Source organism: Enterovibrio gelatinilyticus (assembly GCF_028683095.1).
Taxonomy (GTDB): domain Bacteria; phylum Pseudomonadota; class Gammaproteobacteria; order Enterobacterales; family Vibrionaceae; genus Enterovibrio; species Enterovibrio gelatinilyticus.
Map to the genome: position 1 here is coordinate 30,934 of NZ_JAJUBC010000002.1, position 21,245 is coordinate 52,178.

20 protein-coding genes and 6 tRNA genes are annotated in these 21,245 nt (G+C 48.0%); 1 reads left to right on the forward strand and 25 read right to left on the reverse strand.

The features are described from left to right. Positions 1-17: 17 nt before the first annotated feature. The 17 genes from LRP50_RS01605 to pncC form a co-directional block, all read right to left on the reverse strand. Entirely contained in the window at positions 18-455 is a 438-nt protein-coding gene (locus LRP50_RS01605) for a YqaA family protein (RefSeq protein ID WP_274162769.1), read from the reverse strand. Beyond that, positions 439-1,026 (reverse strand): beta-phosphoglucomutase family hydrolase, encoded by a 588-nt coding sequence (locus LRP50_RS01610; protein WP_274162770.1) that lies wholly within the window; start codon positions 1,024-1,026, stop codon positions 439-441. Before LRP50_RS01610 ends, LRP50_RS01605 begins: the two co-directional genes overlap by 17 nt. After that, entirely contained in the window at positions 1,023-1,958 is a 936-nt protein-coding gene (locus LRP50_RS01615) for an NADP-dependent oxidoreductase (protein ID WP_274162771.1), read from the reverse strand. Before LRP50_RS01615 ends, LRP50_RS01610 begins: the two co-directional genes overlap by 4 nt. 139 nt (positions 1,959-2,097) lie before the next feature. After that, positions 2,098-3,396 (reverse strand): sodium ion-translocating decarboxylase subunit beta, encoded by a 1,299-nt coding sequence (locus LRP50_RS01620; protein ID WP_274162772.1) that lies wholly within the window; start codon positions 3,394-3,396, stop codon positions 2,098-2,100. A gap of 16 nt (positions 3,397-3,412) precedes the next feature. Continuing rightward, a complete protein-coding gene (gene oadA, locus LRP50_RS01625; RefSeq protein WP_274162773.1) occupies positions 3,413-5,206 on the reverse strand; it encodes a sodium-extruding oxaloacetate decarboxylase subunit alpha in 1,794 nt (597 codons plus the stop codon). 37 nt (positions 5,207-5,243) lie between these two features. Then, positions 5,244-5,489 (reverse strand): oxaloacetate decarboxylase subunit gamma, encoded by a 246-nt coding sequence (locus tag LRP50_RS01630; protein WP_028024604.1) that lies wholly within the window; start codon positions 5,487-5,489, stop codon positions 5,244-5,246. A gap of 456 nt (positions 5,490-5,945) precedes the next feature. Then, positions 5,946-6,022 (reverse strand) — tRNA-Arg (locus tag LRP50_RS01635). Positions 6,023-6,066: 44 nt separating this feature from the next. Beyond that, positions 6,067-6,143: transfer RNA gene (locus LRP50_RS01640), tRNA-Arg, on the reverse strand. A 46-nt stretch (positions 6,144-6,189) separates the two neighbouring features. Beyond that, a tRNA-Arg gene (locus tag LRP50_RS01645) sits at positions 6,190-6,266 on the reverse strand. 99 nt (positions 6,267-6,365) lie between these two features. Next, a tRNA-Ser gene (locus LRP50_RS01650) sits at positions 6,366-6,457 on the reverse strand. Between the two features lie 48 nt (positions 6,458-6,505). Continuing rightward, positions 6,506-6,582 (reverse strand) — tRNA-Arg (locus tag LRP50_RS01655). Positions 6,583-6,658: 76 nt separating this feature from the next. Continuing rightward, positions 6,659-6,750, reverse strand: a tRNA-Ser gene (locus LRP50_RS01660). 212 nt (positions 6,751-6,962) lie between these two features. Continuing rightward, positions 6,963-7,160 (reverse strand): carbon storage regulator CsrA, encoded by a 198-nt coding sequence (gene csrA, locus LRP50_RS01665; RefSeq protein ID WP_017011859.1) that lies wholly within the window; start codon positions 7,158-7,160, stop codon positions 6,963-6,965. A 479-nt stretch (positions 7,161-7,639) separates the two neighbouring features. Beyond that, on the reverse strand, positions 7,640-10,222 hold the full coding sequence (gene alaS, locus LRP50_RS01670; RefSeq protein WP_274162774.1) for an alanine--tRNA ligase: 2,583 nt from the start codon (positions 10,220-10,222) through the stop codon (positions 7,640-7,642). A gap of 154 nt (positions 10,223-10,376) precedes the next feature. Next, positions 10,377-10,829, reverse strand: coding sequence for a regulatory protein RecX (locus LRP50_RS01675; protein ID WP_420791174.1), 453 nt, complete (start codon positions 10,827-10,829; stop codon positions 10,377-10,379). Then, on the reverse strand, positions 10,826-11,875 hold the full coding sequence (gene recA, locus LRP50_RS01680; protein ID WP_274162776.1) for a recombinase RecA: 1,050 nt from the start codon (positions 11,873-11,875) through the stop codon (positions 10,826-10,828). Before recA ends, LRP50_RS01675 begins: the two co-directional genes overlap by 4 nt. 124 nt (positions 11,876-11,999) lie before the next feature. Then, positions 12,000-12,488, reverse strand: a complete 489-nt coding sequence (gene pncC, locus LRP50_RS01685; RefSeq protein ID WP_274162777.1) for a nicotinamide-nucleotide amidase — start codon at positions 12,486-12,488, stop codon at positions 12,000-12,002. A 159-nt stretch (positions 12,489-12,647) separates the two neighbouring features. On the opposite strand from pncC, the gene mutS reads away from it, so the two are divergent. Beyond that, a complete protein-coding gene (gene mutS / locus LRP50_RS01690) occupies positions 12,648-15,182 on the forward strand; it encodes a DNA mismatch repair protein MutS (protein WP_420791175.1) in 2,535 nt (844 codons plus the stop codon). A 102-nt stretch (positions 15,183-15,284) separates the two neighbouring features. On the opposite strand, the gene rpoS is transcribed toward mutS, so the two are convergent. The 8 genes from rpoS to ftsB are packed head-to-tail and all read right to left on the reverse strand — an operon-like array spanning position 15,285 to position 21,232. After that, on the reverse strand, positions 15,285-16,262 hold the full coding sequence (gene rpoS / locus LRP50_RS01695) for an RNA polymerase sigma factor RpoS (RefSeq protein WP_274162779.1): 978 nt from the start codon (positions 16,260-16,262) through the stop codon (positions 15,285-15,287). A 56-nt stretch (positions 16,263-16,318) separates the two neighbouring features. Then, positions 16,319-17,266 carry a murein hydrolase activator NlpD gene (gene nlpD, locus LRP50_RS01700; protein WP_274162780.1) on the reverse strand — a complete coding sequence of 316 codons (948 nt, stop codon included), beginning with the start codon at positions 17,264-17,266 and terminating at the stop codon, positions 16,319-16,321. Positions 17,267-17,276: 10 nt separating this feature from the next. Beyond that, positions 17,277-17,897, reverse strand: coding sequence for a protein-L-isoaspartate(D-aspartate) O-methyltransferase (locus LRP50_RS01705; RefSeq protein ID WP_274162781.1), 621 nt, complete (start codon positions 17,895-17,897; stop codon positions 17,277-17,279). Positions 17,898-17,909: 12 nt separating this feature from the next. Next, positions 17,910-18,659: a 5'/3'-nucleotidase SurE gene (gene surE, locus LRP50_RS01710; RefSeq protein ID WP_274162782.1), complete on the reverse strand. Its 750-nt coding sequence runs from the start codon at positions 18,657-18,659 to the stop codon at positions 17,910-17,912. Further along, positions 18,640-19,698, reverse strand: a complete 1,059-nt coding sequence (gene truD, locus LRP50_RS01715; RefSeq protein WP_274162783.1) for a tRNA pseudouridine(13) synthase TruD — start codon at positions 19,696-19,698, stop codon at positions 18,640-18,642. Before truD ends, surE begins: the two co-directional genes overlap by 20 nt. Continuing rightward, positions 19,691-20,173, reverse strand: coding sequence for a 2-C-methyl-D-erythritol 2,4-cyclodiphosphate synthase (gene ispF / locus LRP50_RS01720; RefSeq protein WP_274163004.1), 483 nt, complete (start codon positions 20,171-20,173; stop codon positions 19,691-19,693). Before ispF ends, truD begins: the two co-directional genes overlap by 8 nt. 21 nt (positions 20,174-20,194) lie before the next feature. Continuing rightward, on the reverse strand, positions 20,195-20,929 hold the full coding sequence (gene ispD / locus LRP50_RS01725; protein ID WP_274162784.1) for a 2-C-methyl-D-erythritol 4-phosphate cytidylyltransferase: 735 nt from the start codon (positions 20,927-20,929) through the stop codon (positions 20,195-20,197). A gap of 30 nt (positions 20,930-20,959) precedes the next feature. Next, the gene (ftsB, locus tag LRP50_RS01730; RefSeq protein WP_274162785.1) at positions 20,960-21,232 is read right to left on the reverse strand and encodes a cell division protein FtsB; all 273 of its coding nucleotides are present in this window, start codon (positions 21,230-21,232) and stop codon (positions 20,960-20,962) included. Between the last annotated feature and the right edge of the window lie 13 nt (positions 21,233-21,245).

Below are 21,245 nucleotides of genomic sequence, written 5' to 3' on the forward strand. Positions count from 1 at the left end.
ATCCTTTCAAATAGAAATCAAACAAAAAACAGGCCCCGGGTTACCAGCGCCAATATTACATATCTAAGGGCTTTCCCCGTCGCAATTAACAGCCAACACCAGTGCTGCTTTAATCGCAACCAACCTGCCGCTAAGCAAAGAGGGTCACCGATCAATGGCAGCCAACTTAACAACAAAGTCCAATAACCGTAGCGTTGTAGCCAGCCAATGGCTTTTTGACCATGCTTTTGCTCAAGGGTTCGCGCGGGAATGAATCGACCAATAAAATAGTTTGTCATACCGCCTAAGGTATTTCCTAAGGTGGCAACGAGCACTAATACACCAAGGCTAAATTGGGATTCTTTAAGAAGAAAAATCAGGTTGGCTTCCGAACCACCTGGAAGCAAGGTCGCGCTGAGAAAACCGGTGGAAAAGAGCACCCACAGCGCGGAGTCGCCGCTAATCCAATCCAACATCTGTCACCCGAACATCAATGACATCCATGCCGGCCGCTTTTGCAGCATCAAAACCAAATACTGCATCTTCAAACACTAAGCATTTCTTTGGTTCGACACCCAACAGTTCGGCACAACGAAGAAATGTGTCTGGAGATGGTTTGTGTGCGCCAACTTGGTCAGCGCCGACTACGTGATCGAACAGATCGAGAATCCCTGCCTTTTCCATCATGCGAGAGGCAAGCTCGGTCAAAGTGCCCGTTCCGACCGCCATCGGCATCTTTCCTGAAAAATGACGAGCAACCTCGGTAAACGGCAAAATAGTGAGATGATTTTCTAGCAAAGAAGAAAAACACTGTGTCTTGTGGTCTGCCAATACCTGAGCATCAACATCAAGGTTCAGTTTTTCAATCAACGAACGTGCTGTCAGGATGGTCGGGCTACCACCGCGAGTGTGGTACCACTCTTCCGACACAGAAAAACCAAAATCTGCTGCAGTTTGTTGCCAAGCAGCATAGTGACCCGGCATGGAGTCCAATAAGGTGCCATCTAGGTCGAATATTAATCCTTCATAGTCGTCATACCGACTCATTCAGGCATCTCCAATAATAATTTACCGCGCGTGCGGCCGGTTTGAATATCAACATGAGCTTGTACACCGTCTTCAAGCGGATACGTTTTTGCAATTTCAACGCGTACTTTTCCCTCTTGAACCAATGTCAGCAACGTATCCATTTGTTCAGGTTTTGGCACCACCAACATGCCTTTCACATCGATTCCCAGTGGTTTTGCCGCAGCAATAATGCGGTCGGCAGTAATGGTAGGCACCGTCACTACTCGGCCATTTTTCGCAACAGACTTTAGTGCCGCTTCACCGACATCACCGCCAACGAGGTCAATCAGTACATCGACGTCATTGACCTGCGCTTCAAGCGGTGAGACCGCGTAGTCCAAGGCTGTTGCACCCAAGCCATTTACAAAATCGATATTAGCCGCAGAACAACTCGCGTAGACACTCGCACCTTGCGCTTTAGCGAGTTGAATCGCGAAGTGTCCAACGCCGCCAGCACCAGCCAGTATCAGCACCTTCTCACCCGCTTTAAGCTCCGCCAACTCCAATGCCTGCCATGCGGTTAAGCCCGCCACAGGAAGAGAGGCTGCCGCTTCAAACGATACGCCATCAGGAATGCGAGATAGTACGTCAGCACTGGCACATAAATACTGACCGTAGCCACCGCCTTCCACAATTCTTCCTGCAACGCGGTCACCCGCTTTAAATCTCGTAGAGTCTTGGACGACAACACCCGCCACATCGAAACCGGGAACCCAAGGCAAGATATCTTTGATTTTCTCGGCCCCCCAGCCCAAGCCTGCTCGCGTTTTTGCATCGACAGGGTTTACGCCAGCAAAAGCCACTTTTATAAGGACTTGCCCATCTTGCGGCTCAGGAATATCAGTGTGTTGGAGTTTCAGCGTTTCAGGTCCGCCAAACGCGGTAATTGCCAGTTGAAGATTTTGAGGCATGTGTCGTCCTTAATGCGTGTGATGTCCTGTGTTCAGTTTCAATAAAAAAGGCGGAAGACACAATGCCTTCCGCCTTTATTTCATGACTTTGTCGTGTTGTTTGGTTTGGATTAGTGGTTAACCCACGATTAAACTTCGGTTAACCGACCAAGGCCAATAGCACACCCGCTGCAACGGCAGAACCCAATACGCCTGCTACGTTAGGGCCCATTGCATGCATCAGCAAGAAGTTATGCGGGTTAGCGTCTAAGCCCACCTTATTAACCACACGTGCCGCCATTGGCACCGCTGATACACCCGCAGCACCAATCAATGGGTTGATGTTGTCTTTGCTGTATTTGTTCAACAGTTTCGCCATCAATACACCAGCAGCCGTACCGATACTGAATGCTACCGCACCCAACACAAGAATACCCAGAGTCTCAATGTGTAAGAACTGTTCAGCTTGAAGCTTCGAACCGACAGACAAACCCAAGAAAATGGTGACGATATTGATAAGCTCATTTTGCGCCGTGTTTGATAAACGATCTACCACACCACACTCACGCATCAAGTTACCCAAACAGAACATACCGACCAACGGCGTTGCCGATGGTAAGAAGATAATCGCCATGACCAGTACAGCCAGTGGGAAGATAATCTTCTCGGTTTTCGAGACATGGCGTAGCTGCTTCATCTCGATCTTACGTTCTTCTTCCGAGGTAAACAGTTTCATGATCGGAGGCTGAATAATCGGTACCAATGCCATGTAACTGTATGCTGCAACCGCAATGGCACCCAGCAAATCCGGAGATAGCTTACTCGCAAGGAAGATAGCCGTAGGACCATCTGCACCACCAATGATTGCAATCGATGCTGCGTCCGCCAGCGAGAACTCCATGCCTGGAATCAAGTTCAGCAGGATCGCACCAAACAGTGTTGCGAAAATACCAAACTGCGCCGCTGCACCAAGCCACAAAGTACGAGGGTTAGCGATAAGTGCGCCAAAATCCGTCATGGCACCAACACCCATAAAGATGAGAAGCGGTGCAATACCCGATGCGATAGCCACACTGTAGAAAGAGTAAAGCGTACCATCAGTGAATTTTGCTGCATGAGCGGCTTCATCTAACTCTTTGAGTTGATGGAGATCCGCACCGTCCATCGCCATTTTAATGGCTTCTGGATTCGCATCACCAAGACCTAGGATACGGGCAAATTCCCACATCACATCAGGACTCGCAGCGTACAACGCATTTTGTATCGCATTATTTGCCAAGCCCACTTCGGGAATATTGGCAAGAATGGCACCAAAACCTATCGGCAATAGCAGCAGTGGCTCAAAACCTTTGCGGATGGCTAAAAACAGCAGCATGCACCCAACAAAGATCATGACCAATTGGCCAATCTGGAAATTGGCAAGGCCCGTGCCTTGCCAGAGGATTAACAAACCTTCCATGTTTTCCTCTATCCCCTTACGCCAAGTTCATCAATGGTGAACCAACGGTAACTGAATCACCTTCTTTCACCATGACGTCTTGAATAACACCAGAACGAATCGCGCGAACTTCTGTTTCCATCTTCATTGCTTCAAGAATGATCAGTACATCACCCTCTTGAACTTGGCTACCTTGCTTAGCAACCACTTTGAAGATATTACCCGCCAGTGGCGCAGCCACAGCCTCAGCAGTACCCGCTGTTGGCGCTGAAGCGACAGGAGCAGATTGTAATGCTGCGGTTGGGGTGACAGAAGTAAGTTCACCTTGAGGGCCAACAACCACATCAAACACCTGACCATTTACTTGCACACTGTAAGCTTCGGTGTCGCTAGCGGCTGCAGGCGCAGATGCAGGAGCGGCAGTTTGTGCCACATCTTTCTCGCTACCAGGAGCTGGCTCAAATGCATCAGGGTTACCGCGGTTCTTAAGGAACTTAAGGCCAACTTGTGGGAACAGGGCGTAGGTCAACACGTCGTCAACTTGCGCTTCTGCTAGCAAAATGCCCTCTTCTTTCGATTTGGCGATAAGCTCATCGGTCAGCAAGTGAAGCTCTGCTTCCAGCAAATCAGCTGGGCGGCATGTGATTGGCTCAGCACCATCTAACACACGCGCTTGCAGTTCTGCGTCAACCTCTGACGGCGCAGCACCGTATTCACCTTTCAGTATGCCCGCAGTTTCTTTGGTGATGCTCTTGTAGCGCTCGCCTGTCAACACGTTGATGACAGCTTGCGTTCCAACAATTTGTGACGTTGGGGTAACCAGTGGAATAAAGCCAAGATCTTTACGAACGCGTGGGATCTCTTCCAACACTTCATCCATACGATCAGCAGCACCCTGCTCTTTCAACTGGCCTTCCATGTTTGTCAACATGCCACCAGGCACCTGAGCAATAAGAATGCGGGAATCTACGCCCTTCAGCTGACCTTCAAACTTGGCGTACTTCTTACGTACTTCACGGAAGTAAGCTGCGATAGGCTCAATCTTATCAAGTTGCAAACCAGTGTCGCGCTCAGTGCCTTGCAGCATCGCTACCACGGTCTCTGTTGGGGTGTGACCATACGTCGAACTCATTGAAGAGATTGCGGTATCAAGGATATCCAGACCCGCTTCAGCCGCTTTCACGGCAGTCGCAGTAGAAAGGCCTGTGGTCGCATGACAATGCAATGCCAGTGGAATATCACACGACGCCTTAATACGCTTGATAAGCTCTTCTGCTTCGTATGGGCGAAGCAAACCTGACATGTCTTTGATACACAAAGAGTGACAGCCCAAGTCTTCAAGACGCTTCGCTAGGTCGATCCATGTATCCAAGGTGTGATGAGGGCTAGTGGTGTACGACAATGTACCTTGTGCATGCGCACCCACATCAACCGCAGACTTCACCGCTTTTTCAAAGTTACGCACATCATTCATCGCATCAAAGATACGGAAAACATCCATACCGTTTGCATGCGCGCGTTCAACAAACTTTTCTACAACGTCATCTGCATAATGGCGATAACCTAAGAGGTTCTGACCACGCAGTAGCATTTGCATCGGTGTTTTCGGCATGGCTTTTTTCAGCTCACGCAAACGAACCCATGGGTCTTCACCAAGAAAACGGATACACGCATCAAACGTCGCTCCACCCCATGTCTCTAAAGACCAGTAACCGACATCATCAAGCGCCGCAGCAATGGGTAACATGTCATCAAGACGCATACGGGTCGCAAACAGCGACTGGTGGGCATCACGTAAAACGACATCTGTAATAGCGAGTGGCTTAGACATACGACATAACTCCTTGTAATTGTATGTTTCGCATCAGCTAGCGCTGGCGACTACGGTATTTATGCACCGCTGCAGATATGGCAGCGATAGTATCCCCTGAAATTTGACCATTATTATTTTGATTAGGTGTGGTGGTCGACGTTACCTGAGGGGGTAACTCTTCGGGGACAAGACGTGACATCAAATTGACCAAAGCGATCAAAATGGTGAGAAAGACGAAAACCACGGCCATGCCAGTAAACATCAGCGTAGCGGCTTGCTCGAGTGTGCTTCCCAAATCCATAGGTGTTTTCCTTCCATTTAACCAATTGGCTAACCAACCAATCAGCAACAACACTTCTCTCAAATGTGACTGACATTTGTTGAGAATTTACTTATTCAGTTAAGTAGTCGGTCAAAATACTAACAAATCACAATAATGACAATCCTGTAATACCTAACATTTCTGCCATTTTCGGCCTCTGACGCAATAAATACAATCAAATGTTATTATATTGTTAAAAGAAAACACTATTCGAGCAGGTGACTTTGTTGTCAAAAATAACACAACAAAAGCACTAATCATCAGAGGGTTAATCGCATATTTCAGCCATAAACAGACAAGACATGCCAGAAAGCATCAAAAACGAATAATGGGCGTTGTGAATAAAAGATTTAACAATTGAGAATTTGAGAAATTAGTCAAAAAAAGTGAATTGAAATTCAGTTCTGTAGTATGGGGAGTCGTACGAAGATGAAATGGTGCGCGTGGGAGGATTCGAACCTCCGACCGCCTGGTTCGTAGCCAGGTACTCTATCCAGCTGAGCTACACGCGCATTTCGGTATTGCACAATAAGCCTGAAGCTTATTGTTTAAAGAATGGTGCGCGTGGGAGGATTCGAACCTCCGACCGCCTGGTTCGTAGCCAGGTACTCTATCCAGCTGAGCTACACGCGCATTTTCGGTATTGCACAACAAGCCTGAAGCTTATTGTTTTAAATAATGGTGCGCGTGGGAGGATTCGAACCTCCGACCGCCTGGTTCGTAGCCAGGTACTCTATCCAGCTGAGCTACACGCGCACGGTGCTTTCTTCTTTCATAAAGCGTTCCTCTTGCTTCAAAAGGAACAGTGCCACCAATGAACATTACCATACAGGTAAATTCAGTGGTGGCAAAGAATGGCGGTGAAGGAGGGATTCGAACCCTCGATACGGGATAAACCGTATACTCCCTTAGCAGGGGAGCGCCTTCAGCCTCTCGGCCACCTCACCGCACAAATCTGGTGCAATAATAAGTTAAACAACTCATTACTTTAAAAATGGTGCGCGTGGGAGGATTCGAACCTCCGACCGCCTGGTTCGTAGCCAGGTACTCTATCCAGCTGAGCTACACGCGCAATTTTTCTTTATTAAAATAGTTTTCTTCGCTAGAGAAAACGTGTTGATTGTTATATCTAACCATCAACAAAATAATGGCGGTGAAGGAGGGATTCGAACCCTCGATACGGGATAAACCGTATACTCCCTTAGCAGGGGAGCGCCTTCAGCCTCTCGGCCACCTCACCGTCTTGCGGAGGCACATATTACTTTGAGACGAAAATATGTCAAACACTTTATCCGTAAAAAGCTGCATTCACGTTGCGTTTGCACACTTCTCAGCCACTCACATCATTGAACGAACAAAATGGCAGCCATTTGCGTTTTAAATGAACAACCTGACATTCGCAAAAAGGCCGATGTAGTAATCGGCCTTTTATAAAATACGAGTGCTTTAGGCTTAGAAATTACCAGTCGTTGGAGCTGGGTTGCCTTTTTCAGCCTGGATACGCATGTAGATCTCTTCACGGTGAACAGAAACCTCTTTAGGCGCGTTCACACCGATACGTACCTGATTACCTTTAACACCCAGTACGGTTACCGTAACTTCATCACCAATCATCAGCGTTTCACCTACGCGACGAGTCAAAATCAGCATTCTTCTACTCCTTGAGTAATTACAACTTTCTTAGTTGAGTCATTGGTCTTCTTACTGCACGAAGTAAACTCACGCGGCAGCTCAAGCTCCGAGATGGACTAACAACTACTTTCCGTCCTTGCGAGCATCCTTTGTCGAGCACTGGATACAAACGTCAGCGCCCGTCTGGTTTTTCAATATGGCTTATTTCTTTGGCCAACTCCAGTTTGCCAATGAGAATTCACCCATAGAATCCAGACATTGTGACTCCTGTGCCCAGAAGATCACCTTTTAAGATACTGCACAGAAAGAAAAGTTCATCCTACCGGTGCAAAAATTCTGATGTATAAGACTTTGTATAAAAGCCCCACCAGCATTAAGGCGATGCACTATACAGAGTTAAAAAAAAAGTGCAAAGAATAAACGATATAAACAATAGGGACAAAAAAGGCTTCCTTTCGGAAGCCTTTTTTTACACGTATTTTAGGTCACTCTCTGCGTTATAGACGCTCAGTCAACCAAGGTGCAACAGTATCAAGTGCTGCAGGCAATGCTGCAGCATCAGAACCGCCCGCTTGTGCCATATCAGGACGACCACCGCCTTTACCACCGACTTGTTGGGCAACCATGTTGACCAACTCGCCCGCTTTCACTTTGCCAACAAGATCTTTCGTTACGCCTGCAATAAGCGCCACTTTGTCATCGGCAACGTTACCAAGGAAAACCACACCGCTACCCATTTGGTTTTTCAAATCGTCAACCATGGTACGAAGGGCTTTGCTGTCTGCGCCATCTAGCTTGCTGATGAGAACTTTTACGCCGTTGATTTCAGTGACGTTATTAATCAAGCTCGCACTCTCTTGCGCTGCTAGTTTCTCTTTAAGCTGCTGAATCTCTTTCTCCAGTGCTTTCGCTCGGGTTTGAGATTCGTTCACTTTCGCAGTGAAATCTTGCTGTTGACGGTAGAATGCGTCTTCTGCGCCTTTACCAGTCACAGCTTCAATACGACGCACACCAGCCGCAATACCACCTTCAGAGACGAGCTTCAGCATACCGATATCACCAGTACGAGTTGCGTGAGTACCACCACATAGCTCGATTGAGAAATCACCCATGCTCAATACGCGAACTTGCTCGTCATATTTTTCACCAAACAGCGCCATTGCACCTTTTGCTTTGGCAGACTCAATGTCCATCAATTCAGTACTAATGTCGTGGTTGTGGCGGATTTGCTCATTCACTAATGCTTCAACAGTACGCAGTTCTTCAGGCTTCACCGCTTCAAGATGAGAGAAGTCAAAACGTAGGCCTTCAGCGCGAACCAAAGAACCTTTCTGTTGAACGTGCTCACCCAGAACAATGCGCAGCGCTTCATGCAACAAGTGCGTTGCTGAGTGGTTTAACGCAATCGCTTGACGACGTTCAGCATCGACTTGTGCAGTCATGCTGTCACCAACAGACAATGTACCGTCTACTAGCTTACCGCGGTGACCAATCGCCGAACCGTATTTCTGTGTATCAAGTACTTCAAACTTGCCCGCTTCTGTCATCAAGAAGCCCGCATCACCAGACTGTCCACCAGACTCAGCATAGAATGGCGTTTGATCAAGAATGATAACCGCTTCATCTGCGGTTGCTAGCGCCTCTGTTGCCATACCATCAACGAAGATGTCCGTGATTAAACCACGTCCTTCAGTTGCGCCGTAGCCGGTAAACTCAGAGTCACCTTCAACCTTGATAACAGCGTTGTAATCGGTACCGAACTGACCCGCTTCACGTGCACGTTGACGCTGAGCTTCCATTGCCACTTCGAAGCCTTCTTCATCAATCGACAGGTTGCGTTCACGAGCAACATCGTTGGTCAGGTCTGCAGGGAAACCGTAGGTATCGTAAAGTTTGAAAACAGTCTCGCCGTCAAGTACATCGCCTTTTAAGCTTTCTAGTGCTTCATCTAGGATGGCCATGCCGCGATCCAAGGTGCGACCGAAGTTTTCTTCTTCAATCTTAAGCACTTTCTCAACCAAAACTTGCTGTTTCTTCAACTCTTCACCAGCCGTACCCATGATCTCTGCCAATGGACCAACAAGCTTGTAGAAGTATGAACCTTTCGCGCCTAGCTTGTTACCGTGACGAACCGCGCGACGAATAATACGACGCAGTACATAGCCACGACCTTCGTTTGAAGGCATCACACCATCAACGATCAGGAACGCACAAGAACGAATGTGGTCAGCCACAACTCGCAGAGATTGGTTAGACAAATCGTCATAGCCGATCACTTCTGCCGCTGATTTAATTAGAGTTTGGAAAATGTCGATTTCGTAGTTTGAGTGAACGCCTTGCATGATTGCAGCAATACGCTCAATGCCCATACCGGTATCAACAGACGGCTTCGGCAGTGGTTCCATCGTGCCATCGGCCTGACGGTTAAACTGCATAAATACGTTGTTCCAAATCTCGATGTAACGGTCACCATCTTCTTCAGGTGAGCCCGGAGGACCACCCCAGATGTGATCGCCGTGATCGTAGAAAATTTCGGTACAAGGACCACAAGGGCCAGTGTCACCCATCTGCCAGAAGTTGTCTGACTCAAATGGTTTACCACCTTCTTTATCGCCAATGCGTACGATACGATCTGCAGGAATGCCTACTTTCTCATTCCATAGCGCGAATGCTTCATCATCCGTTTCGTAAACCGTTACCATCAAACGATCTTTTGGCAGTTTCAGAACTTCTGTCAAAAACTCCCATGCGTAGTTAATCGCATCTTCTTTGAAGTAGTCGCCAAAGCTGAAGTTACCCAACATTTCAAAGAATGTGTGGTGACGAGCAGTGAAACCGACGTTTTCCAGGTCATTGTGCTTACCACCGGCACGAACACAGCGCTGCGCTGATGTTGCACGCGTATAGGCGCGCTTTTCTGCGCCAAGGAAGCAATCTTTAAACTGATTCATACCTGCGTTTGTAAACAACAGTGTCGGGTCGTTTGCAGGCACAAGCGATGAGCTAGGCACAATGGTGTGCCCTTTGCTTTCAAAGAATTCGAGAAACGCTGTGCGAACCTCGTCGGTGCTCATGTACATTGGCTAATCCTGAAATTGGAGTGGTGGTGGTAAATAACCGCAATGAGATACGATATTACCAGAGTCAATTGGGGCTTATTGTAAACAACCTGTGGGGTGTCGAAAAGAGGCAGAAACAAGATAGCTCGCAGTGCGAGCTAAGAAAGGCAAGGATCTAGCTTTCTTTTGATAGTGCGTAGTTGATTTGGTCGAAACTAAAGCCACGGCTTTGTAGATAGCGCGTCCACTTTGCACGTTGCTTAAAATCAACCTCAGGCAATACGCCATCAAGATCAGCAAAGCGACGAGTCGCGAGTTCTTTTGCTAACTCATACCAATCATGTTGTTGATTTTCTTGCGCTGTTTCCAGCATAGCGGAGGTGATGCCTTTGCGCTTAGCGTCAAAACAAATTCGTTGCCAACCGTGCCCTTTCGACACACCAAGACGCAACATTGCTTCGGCAAATCGCTTGTCATCAAGCCAGCCATGATAATAGCAGTGCTCGATAGCAGTATCGATTTCTTCAGGTGGGTACTGTTTCTGCGCCAATTTCTGACGAAGCTCCAGTTCTGAATGGTCACGGCGGGCCAAAAGGCCCACCGCTTTTTCTCGTGCAGTTAGACTCAGAACGCTTCGCCTTCTGGCTGCTCTTCCTTATTCTTTGCGTCTTCTTCGCTCAACGTTGCGGTTTGTAGCAACATGTCGCGTAGCGTTTTATCAATCTCTTGCGCTAGATGAGGGTTTTCTTTCAGGAACTTACAAGAGTTCGCTTTACCCTGACCAATCTTGTCGCCTTTGTAGCTATACCAAGCACCCGCTTTTTCTACCAGCTTGTGCTTAACACCTAGGTCAATCAGTTCGCCATAAAGGTTAATACCTTCACCGTACATGATTTGGAATTCAGCTTGCTTAAATGGCGCAGCGATCTTGTTCTTCACTACTTTTACGCGAGTGTCGTTGCCAACAATCTCATCGCCTTCTTTGATAGAGCCAATACGACGAATATCAAGACGAACAGATGCGTAAAACTTCAGTGCGTTACCACCCGTAGTGGTTTCTGGGTTACCAAACATCACACCAATCTTCATACGGATTTGGTTGATGAAAATCATCAAGGTGTTGCTGTTTTTGATGTTGGCAGTCAGCTTACGCATGGCTTGAGAAAGCATACGAGCTTGAAGACCCATGTGAGAATCGCCCATCTCACCTTCGATTTCCGCTTTTGGTGTCAATGCTGCAACGGAGTCAATGATGATAACGTCAACTGCACCTGAACGCGTTAGGGCATCTGCGATTTCTAATGCTTGTTCACCCGTGTCTGGCTGAGAAACCAATAGGTTATCGATATCAACACCAAGTTTGCGAGCATAAACAGGATCCAGCGCGTGCTCGGCATCGATAAACGCACAGGTTTTGCCTGCTTTTTGTGCTTCTGCAACCACTTGAAGAGTCAGCGTGGTTTTACCTGATGATTCAGGACCGTAGATTTCAACAATACGACCAAATGGCAGGCCACCAGCTCCTAGCGCGATATCCAGCGACAATGAACCCGTAGAAACGGTTTCAATATCCATGGTGCGATCATCGCCAAGGCGCATGATCGATCCTTTACCAAATTGTTTCTCGATCTGGCCTAGGGCCGCGGCTAACGCCTTCTGTTTGTTGTCGTCCATTTGATTCTCCAACGGAAGCAATATTCGTTCAGATAACTGTTCGTTAATTGATGCTAAGTATACTGTCCATTTATACAGTGTCTAGCCCTGTGTAACATTTTTCTTTGCTTTCGTGTTACGTCTCTTATTTTTCTGCTTCGAGGTAACTCAGCAAACGACACAAACTGTGGGCAATGGTGTTTCTACGAATTTCATACCGTGAGCCATCAAACAAACAGGTTTCTGTTACAACGCCTTTCTTAGTGGCCCAGCCAAAGCACACCATGCCTACGGGCTTCTCATCACTGCCCCCTGTAGGGCCTGCAATACCGCTTACCGCCAACGCAAAATCCGCTCTTGCCGCGTTTAGCGCCCCTTGAGCCATTTCCGCTACTACCTCTTCGCTCACTGCGCCATGAGTTGTCAAGGTTGCCTCCGACACACCAACCAAATCATGCTTCGCCTCGTTACTGTAGGTCACGAATGCGCGTTCGAACCACGCTGAACTTCCAGCAATTTCCGTCAACATATAGGCAATCCCGCCACCTGTGCATGACTCTGCAGTGGTCACCGACTGTTGGTTCTCTTTAAGTCGTTCACCGACTTTTGTCGCCAAATTCACTAACTGTTCCATGCTTCCCTCTGACGGTCATTTTTTTCAACTTCTTTCAGCCATCGCGAGATCGATACTTTACCCTTTCACCGCGATTCACGTATCCTTGTTGCCTTCTCTTACCTTTGTAATTTTGCAGGCCAGAACGTGACAGTACAAGCACCCACTAATCACACGCCGATGATGCAGCAATACCTAAGAATTAAAGCTCAACATCCCGAAGAACTTCTTTTCTATCGTATGGGTGATTTCTACGAATTGTTCTTTGACGATGCCAAACGCGCTTCTCAGTTGCTCGACATTTCATTGACCAAACGTGGTGCTTCCGCGGGCGAACCCATTCCGATGGCTGGCGTTCCTTACCATTCTGTCGAAGGTTACCTCGCTCGTCTGGTTCAGCTCGGAGAATCTGCTGCAATTTGTGAACAAATTGGCGATCCTGCTACCAGCAAAGGGCCCGTTGATCGTCAAGTGGTACGTATCATCACTCCAGGCACCGTGTCAGACGAAGCCTTACTCAGCGAACGTGTTGATAACCTTGTCGCCGCCATATATGCGCAAGGCGAACACTTTGGGTACGCCACACTTGATATTACTTCCGGTCGCTTCTTGTTGAGTGAGCCTGCCACCGAAGAAGAAATGCAGGCGGAACTTCAGCGCACACGCCCTGCAGAACTGCTCTACCCCGAAGACTTCGCTTTTCCGACTCTCACCGCCATGAGCAAAGGCAGCCGACGTCGCCCTATTTGGGAATTCGATATTGAAACGGCTAAACAGCAGCTCAATCAGCAATTCGGCACACGCGATCTTGTAGGCTTTGGTGTTGAAAATTGCTCGCTCGGTCTTGCTGCTGCAGGCTGCCTGATGCAATACGTGAAAGACACGCAGCGAACTGCATTGCCTCACATTCGCGCTTTGGTAAAAGAAAACAAAGACCATGCAGTTATTTTAGATGCAGCCACGCGCCGTAACCTCGAATTGACGCAGAATCTGTCGGGCGGGTTGGAAAATACCGTCGCGTCTGTGCTGGATAAAACCACCACCGCAATGGGTAGCCGACTGCTAAAACGCTGGCTGCATCAGCCGATGCGAGATTTCACAGTCGTTAACGCGCGCCTAGACGCTATCACGGCATTAAAAGACACAGGGATCTATTCCGACCTCGCCACGACATTGCACCCAGTTGGCGATATGGAACGTATTCTGGCGCGTTTGGCGCTTCGCTCTGCGCGTCCACGAGACATGGCTAGATTGCGCGGCGCTCTGCAGCAATTACCTGATATCGAATCACTACTAGGTGAAATGGACAACCCATCGATTGTTCCCCTTAAAGCCGCTTGTGAGCCCGTGCCAGAATTAGTGCAACTCTTGGTTGATGCCGTCGTCGAAGCGCCACCTGTAGTCATTCGTGATGGAGGTGTTATTGCACCCGGCTACAATGCTGAGTTAGACGAATGGCGGGAGCTCGCAGACGGCGCGACACGTTACCTCGACGAACTTGAACGTCGCGAGCGTGAGCAACATGATATTGATACACTCAAAGTAGGGTTTAATCAGGTTCATGGATTTTTCATTCAAGTGAGCAGAGGCCAAAGCCACTTGGTGCCACCTCACTATGTGCGTCGCCAAACGTTGAAGAATGCCGAACGCTATATCATCCCTGAACTCAAAGAGCATGAAGACAAAGTGCTTAACTCTAAATCCAAAGCGTTGGCGCTCGAGAAAAAGCTTTGGGAAGAGTTGTTCGACATGCTGCTTCCACATCTTGAAACGTTGCAGCGAATCTCTGATGCACTATCAACACTTGATGTGATGGCAAACCTTGCTGAGCGTGCGGAGACACTGAATTACTGTCGCCCATCATTGAGCGACAAACGTGGCATTGATATTACAGGGGGTCGACACCCTGTGGTTGAGCAAGTGCTAGATGCGCCTTTCATTGCGAATCCTACCGCATTGCGTCCCGATCGTCGCATGTTGATCATTACCGGCCCAAACATGGGCGGTAAATCTACGTACATGCGCCAAACCGCATTGATTACGTTACTTGCTCACATTGGGTCTTATGTGCCTGCCGAGTCGGTCACTCTTGGGCCTGTTGATCGTATTTTCACCCGCATAGGGGCATCTGACGATCTGGCCTCTGGCCGCTCTACCTTCATGGTAGAAATGACTGAAACTGCCAACATCCTTCACAATGCGACCGAAAACAGTTTGGTTTTGATGGATGAAATCGGCCGAGGAACCAGCACCTATGATGGCCTTTCTCTAGCTTGGGCTAGCGCGGAATGGTTAGCTGAAAAACTAAAAGCCATGACGCTGTTCGCCACTCATTACTTTGAGTTGACCGAACTGTCTGGTCAGATTGATGGATTGGTCAATGTTCACCTAGATGCCGTCGAGCATGGTGATGAAATAGCCTTCATGCATGCTGTTCAAGAAGGAGCTGCAAGCAAATCGTATGGTCTAGCCGTCGCAGGTCTTGCTGGTGTTCCTAAAACAGTGATCCAGAGGGCAAAAAACAAGTTACGCCAGTTAGAAGCAAGCGGACATGAAGTCGTCACTGGCGAAACCGTGAAACCAACCGCAGCCGCTCAGCTTTCTCTGTTACCAGAGCTCAGTGAAGCAGAAAAAGCGTTGACCGACATTGAGCCCGATAATCTGACGCCGAGACAAGCGCTAGACGCGCTGTATCGTCTCAAAGCGCTTCTCTAAGAAACGTTTAGCTGTAAATCCTAAAAACCATCTAAAACAAAAAAAGCCCCGTAAGGGGCTTTTCATTAAGCACTGAAAAGGATAAACAAAAAGGAGATGTGCTTAATGTTCAGTATTGAATAATGATTCAATATTCAGACCTTGGTGAGTCAACATGTCTCGCAGACGGCGCAAGCCTTCTACTTGAATTTGACGCACACGCTCACGCGTTAAACCAATCTCACGACCAACATCTTCAAGTGTTGATGCTTCATGGCCGAGCAATCCGAAACGACGAGCCAATACTTCACGTTGTTTAGGGTTTAACTCTTGCAACCAATGAACAATAGATTTCTTCATGTCATCGTCTTGCGTTGTCGTTTCAGGGCCGCCTTCTTTTTCATCTGGGATGATATCAAGAAGTGCCTTTTCGGAGTCACCACCGATAGGATTATCCACTGAACTGATTCGCTCATTAAGACGAAGCATGCGGTTTACATCTTCAACAGGTTTATCGAGTTGAAATGCAATATCTTCTGCGGTTGGTTCATGGTCAAGTTTCTGCGCCAACTCACGTGCAGTACGCAAGTAAACATTCAACTCTTTGACTACATGGATAGGGAGACGGATCGTACGAGTTTGGTTCATGATAGCTCGTTCAATCGTCTGACGAATCCACCATGTCGCATAAGTAGAGAAACGGAAGCCTCTTTCAGGGTCGAATTTCTCAACGGCGCGAATCAAACCCAAGTTGCCTTCTTCGACGAGATCAAGCAAAGCAAGACCACGGTTGGAATAGCGTCGGGATATTTTCACCACCAAACGGAGGTTGCTCTCAATCATTCGCTTACGAGCAGCTTCATCACCACGAAGAGCACGACGTGCGTACAAGACTTCTTCTTCTGCCGTAAGTAGAGGAGAATAGCCAATTTCGCTTAGGTAAAGTTGTGTCGCATCCAATGCTTTGGATGATGCAGTGAAGGATATTGATTCTTCAACGCTTTCCGCTGTTTCAACTTCGGTATCGAGTTCCATTTGCTCGATATCAGCTTCATCAGCATTCAAATCGTCGACTTTCTTTGCGGTATTATTCTGACTCATAGCGCCTCCCAATTTTGGCATAAGCAGCAAGACAGTACAGCAACATCTGCCCCGGTTTACCGTTTCGGTAGATACCTTAACGGATTCACCGATTTTCCTTTGTAGCGAATTTCAAAATGCAACCGGACACTGTTCGTGCCAGAACTACCCATCGAGGCTATTTTTTGCCCCTTTTTGATGCTCTGGCGCTCCGAAACAAAGATGCGGTCATTGTGTGCATAAGCGCTCAAGTAATCATCGTTATGCTTAATGATGATTAGATTCCCATATCCGCGCAGCGCATTGCCCGCATATACCACCTTACCGTCAGCAGCAGCACTTATGCTTTGCCCACGTTTACCTGCAATATCAACCCCTTTATTTCCAAGCTCTGAACTTGAAAAACCAGAGACGACTCTTCCGCTCACTGGCCAACGCCAGCTTATCGCTTTCGATTTATTTGCAGATTTATCAATAGATGGTTTGTTTTTTGTTACAGGCTGACTGTACTCCTTCACTTTTTGCTGTTCAACATTTTTCTTATTCTGCGAAGAAGATTCCGACTTCTTTTGCGAAGCGTTTTTTTGATTATCTTTGTTCGCTTTAGCAGATGATCCTGTATTGGTTTTTGGCTTCTGAGCAATCACGACTGGCGCAGTTGCAACGGCTGCAGGAGCGACAACAACAGGCACCACTGGAACATCGCCTTTTTTACCATACGCAGGAGGCACGTACTTTTTCTGCCAAAGATTTAGTCGTTGTCCGGGGAAAATTGTGTAGGGCGCGGAGAGCTTATTAGCGCTAATTATTTCTTTTACATCACGGTCGGTGACATACGCGATATAATACAAGGTATCGCCCTTCTGAACCTCGTAATAGCTGCCTCTATAGCTGCCTCGTTCGATGCCATTATAGTCAGGGCCAACGCTTGAAACAGGCGCAGGGCTGGAAACGGAGCATGCGGACAGAAATCCCAATACAGAAAGAAAAACCAGTATTTTCAACTGAATTGAAACCCCTTCCACTAATTCTTACCTATGCCAAATCACCAGCAACCAATGGGACAAAACGTACCGCTTCAATTGCTGTTGTTTCAAAATCATCACCCTTTCGAGTGACTTTATATAAAACCTGATCGGTCTCTCCGACAGGTACAATAAGGGATCCGCCCTCTGCGAGCTGCTCACAAAGCGCCATTGGCATACTGGAAGCTGCGGCGGTTACTATGATGGCATCAAAAGGGCCTTTACTTGCCCAACCTTCCCATCCATCTCCATGTTTTGTGGATATATTATAAAGCTCTAGCTGTTTAAAACGGCGCTTTGCGACCATTTGAAGCTGCTTAATTCGCTCCACGGAGTAAGCATGCTCAACCAGTTGCGCTAGCACACATGTCTGAAAGCCCGAGCCCGTGCCGACTTCTAACACTCGACTGTCATAACGAAGCGAGAGAAGTTCGGTCATCTTTGCCACGATATAAGGTTGAGAGATCGTCTGACCAAAACCAATAGGCAAAGCGTTATTATCATAGGCTTGATGTGCCATCGCTTCTGAAACAAAGAGATGTCGCGGCAAACGTTCAATGGCGCTAAGTACGCGTTCGTCCGAAATCCCTTGCTGCCGAAGTTGTTGAATAAGTGAATGCGAGTAATTCACCAATGTCACCTTTTATTGTTCCGTTGCGTATGTTGCCCAATGAGACAAAGTCTCTAACGTGTCATGCGCTGTTAAATCGACCTGCAAAGGTGTCAAAGAGACACAATTGTTTTCAATAGCATGAAAATCCGTTCCCGGCCCAGCGTCTTGTTTCGCGCCAGGAGGACCAATCCAATAAATTGGCTGTCCTCTCGGATCGGTTTGTTCAATCATATCTTCCGCTCGATGACGGGCACCAAGGCGAGTCACCTGCCAACCCTTTAAAGACTCCAGAGGGCAGTCAGGTACGTTGATATTCAAAATCCGATTGCGTGGCAACGGCTTGTTTTGATCAAGAAGCACCGCTTTTTTTACCACCTGCGCGGCGGTATGAAAATGCGTTGACCCACAAAGAGAGACCGCTATCGCAGGTACACCGAGGAAAAAGCCTTCTGTGGCAGCAGCGACAGTGCCTGAATAGAGTACATCATCGCCCAAGTTAGCACCGTGATTGATACCGGCGATAACGAAATCCACTTTCTCTTTAACAAGAGAATTTAACGCTATATGAACGCTATCCGTTGGTGTGCCTTGAACGGCATAACGGCGCTCACCAACCTCACGAATACGCAATGGGTTTTCAAGTGTTAGTGAATTTGATGCACCAGAGCGATTTCGGTCTGGCGCAACCACGGTGACAGTCGCTATCTCTGATAGCGCATCAGCCAGCACATTGATGCCTTCAGCAAACACGCCATCGTCGTTACTGATCAATATGTGCATCAAGTTCTCCATTGGTTGTATCGTCGATGAGTTCGCGCATGACTGCAGTAGCAAAGCTTCCTGCCGGCAACGAGAAAGATACCGTTAATGTATCGTCCTCACGCGTCCAATCCATCTCTTGCGGGTAAAGCATGAATGCACGGCGATCATGACGCATACGATTACTGCGGATCACCGCGAGTAAATCTGGCTCTTGATTAATAATATTCTGTTCGAACTTACGCGCATCAGCCTCGGTTGGCAGAGCATTATCACCGGTCATTGGGCCCGAAATTTGCCATGTACCTTTGCTCAACCACTCTGTGGCTTTTTCCGTATCTAGCACAAGCTTCAACTGCTCAGTGCTATCAATCAGCATGTCACCGCGCATTGGGGTTTGTACCATGTCAGATTCAATACGAGCGGACAGCACTTGGTTGAACAAATACGAACGTGCGGCTGATAAATAGAAGCTTCGTTTACTCTTATCACGCACTTGAAACTTGTTTTGTCCCCACTCACGTGCTGAGACCACGTTATTCCCGTTACGACCGAATCGCTGGCTGCCAAAATAGTTTGGTACACCTTGGTCGCGAATGTTGGCGAGACGCGCTTCTATCGCATCATCACTATTAAAATCTGTGATCACTAACGAGAAGCGGTTACCAATCAAATCGCCAGGACGCAGCTTTTTATCATGACGCGTGGTCTCCAAAATCGCATCAATGCCTTCGTGAGTTTCAACGAATTCAGTCAAATCAGGATCGGGTTGACCCGGTAGATGCACACTAAACCACTGCTCAGTCACAGCATGGCGATCTTTAAGTCCCGCCCAGCTCACATCACGTGATTTCACGCCACAAGCTTTTGCTAGCTCGTTGACGACATATTTGGTGTTTTCACCGATTTTACGGATACGAACAAGAAAATGTTCACCGTGACCGATGGGGGTAAAATCGAGGGTTTCGCTAACGAAAAAATGCTCAGGTTTTGCCTTGAGGCAACCTGTCGCGGTTGGTTTACCATGCAGGTAAGCCAACGAAGTCATTACATCACTCATGAGATTCCTTACGGATAATAACGACCGCCTCGCAGGCAATTCCTTCTTTACGTCCGGTAAAGCCGAGTCGCTCGGTGGTCGTTGCTTTCACATTAATATTCGTGATATCCGTTTCAAGATCGTCAGCAATCGCTGCACACATGACATCAATATACGGTGCCATTTTCGGTGCTTGCGCCATGATGGTCACATCAAGGTTGCCAATAACATATCCTTTTGCTTTTACTTTTGCATAAACGTCACGCAGTAAGAATCGGCTATCGGCCCCTTCCCACTCGGCATCGGTATCAGGGAAGTGACGCCCAATATCACCAGCGGCAATTGCGCCCAGCAGCGCATCACAAACTGCATGAAGGGCAACATCACCATCAGAGTGTGCAATTAAGCCTTGCTCATAAGGCACTGCGACGCCACCAATAATGACTGGGCCTTCTCCGCCAAATTTGTGTACGTCAAAACCGTGTCCAATGCGCATCATAATCTGTCCTCTTTGTGTCTATCCCAGCGAGTTACGTTGCGTTAAGAAAAACGCCGCTAACGCTAAATCTTCAGGCTGAGTGACTTTAATATTGTCTGCATGTCCCGCGACGAGCTTAGGCTTTCCACCTGCAAACTCAATCGCAGATGCTTCGTCAGTAACGGCTAAGGATTGTTCAAGCGCCTTTTCCAATGCCGTCAATAATGTTGCTCGCTGAAACATTTGCGGAGTCAGTGCATGCCATAGTTGCTCCCGAGAAACCGTATGGTCGACATCACCTAGCGCGTTACTCCGCTTCATGGTGTCTCGCACTGGTGAGGCCAGCAACGCACCGTCCTCGTGAGATGTTGCAGCTTCAATTAAGGCATCAATGTCTTGATGTCGTACACACGGTCTAGCCGCATCATGCACCATGACCCACTCTGCTTGCGTCGCATGCAACCCCGCCAGCACTGAATCTGCACGCTCAGTGCCACCCGTGGTCACGGTCACTCGTGCATCATTCGCGAGTGACGTCGTGTGAAAGTACTCATCTTCTGCACCAATCGCTACCACCACCCGTGACACACTTGGGTGCGCGAGAAGCACGTAAACAGTGTGCTCTAGCAGGGTTTTATCTTGAATAGTTAGGTATTGCTTGGGACAGGCTGCGCCCATACGTTTTCCAACACCCGCTGCTGGCACGATAGCTACAACGTCGGAAACGACGGAGCGAGGCGAGCATTGGTGTTCATTACTTGCCGGGGTAGTCATGATTCTCTTCGTTCTATAATGGGGAGAGGGCTAATCGTTAACGATGCGGAAGAAGGTTTCTCCCGGCTTGATCATTCCCAGTTCATTGCGTGCACGTTCTTCTATGGCTTCTTGTCCACGCTTGAGATCCGCAATCTCTGCGAACATTTGCTGATTACGCTGATGCAGTTTGTCATTGGCTTGCGCAGTCGATTCTGCGACAGCACTGACGCTAAGGTAATCGTCAATCCCGTTTTTGCCCCACCAAAGGTGATATTGGAGCCAGCCGAACAAAACGATCAGCATCACTGTCAGCATTCGCATCGCGTTTCCTCCG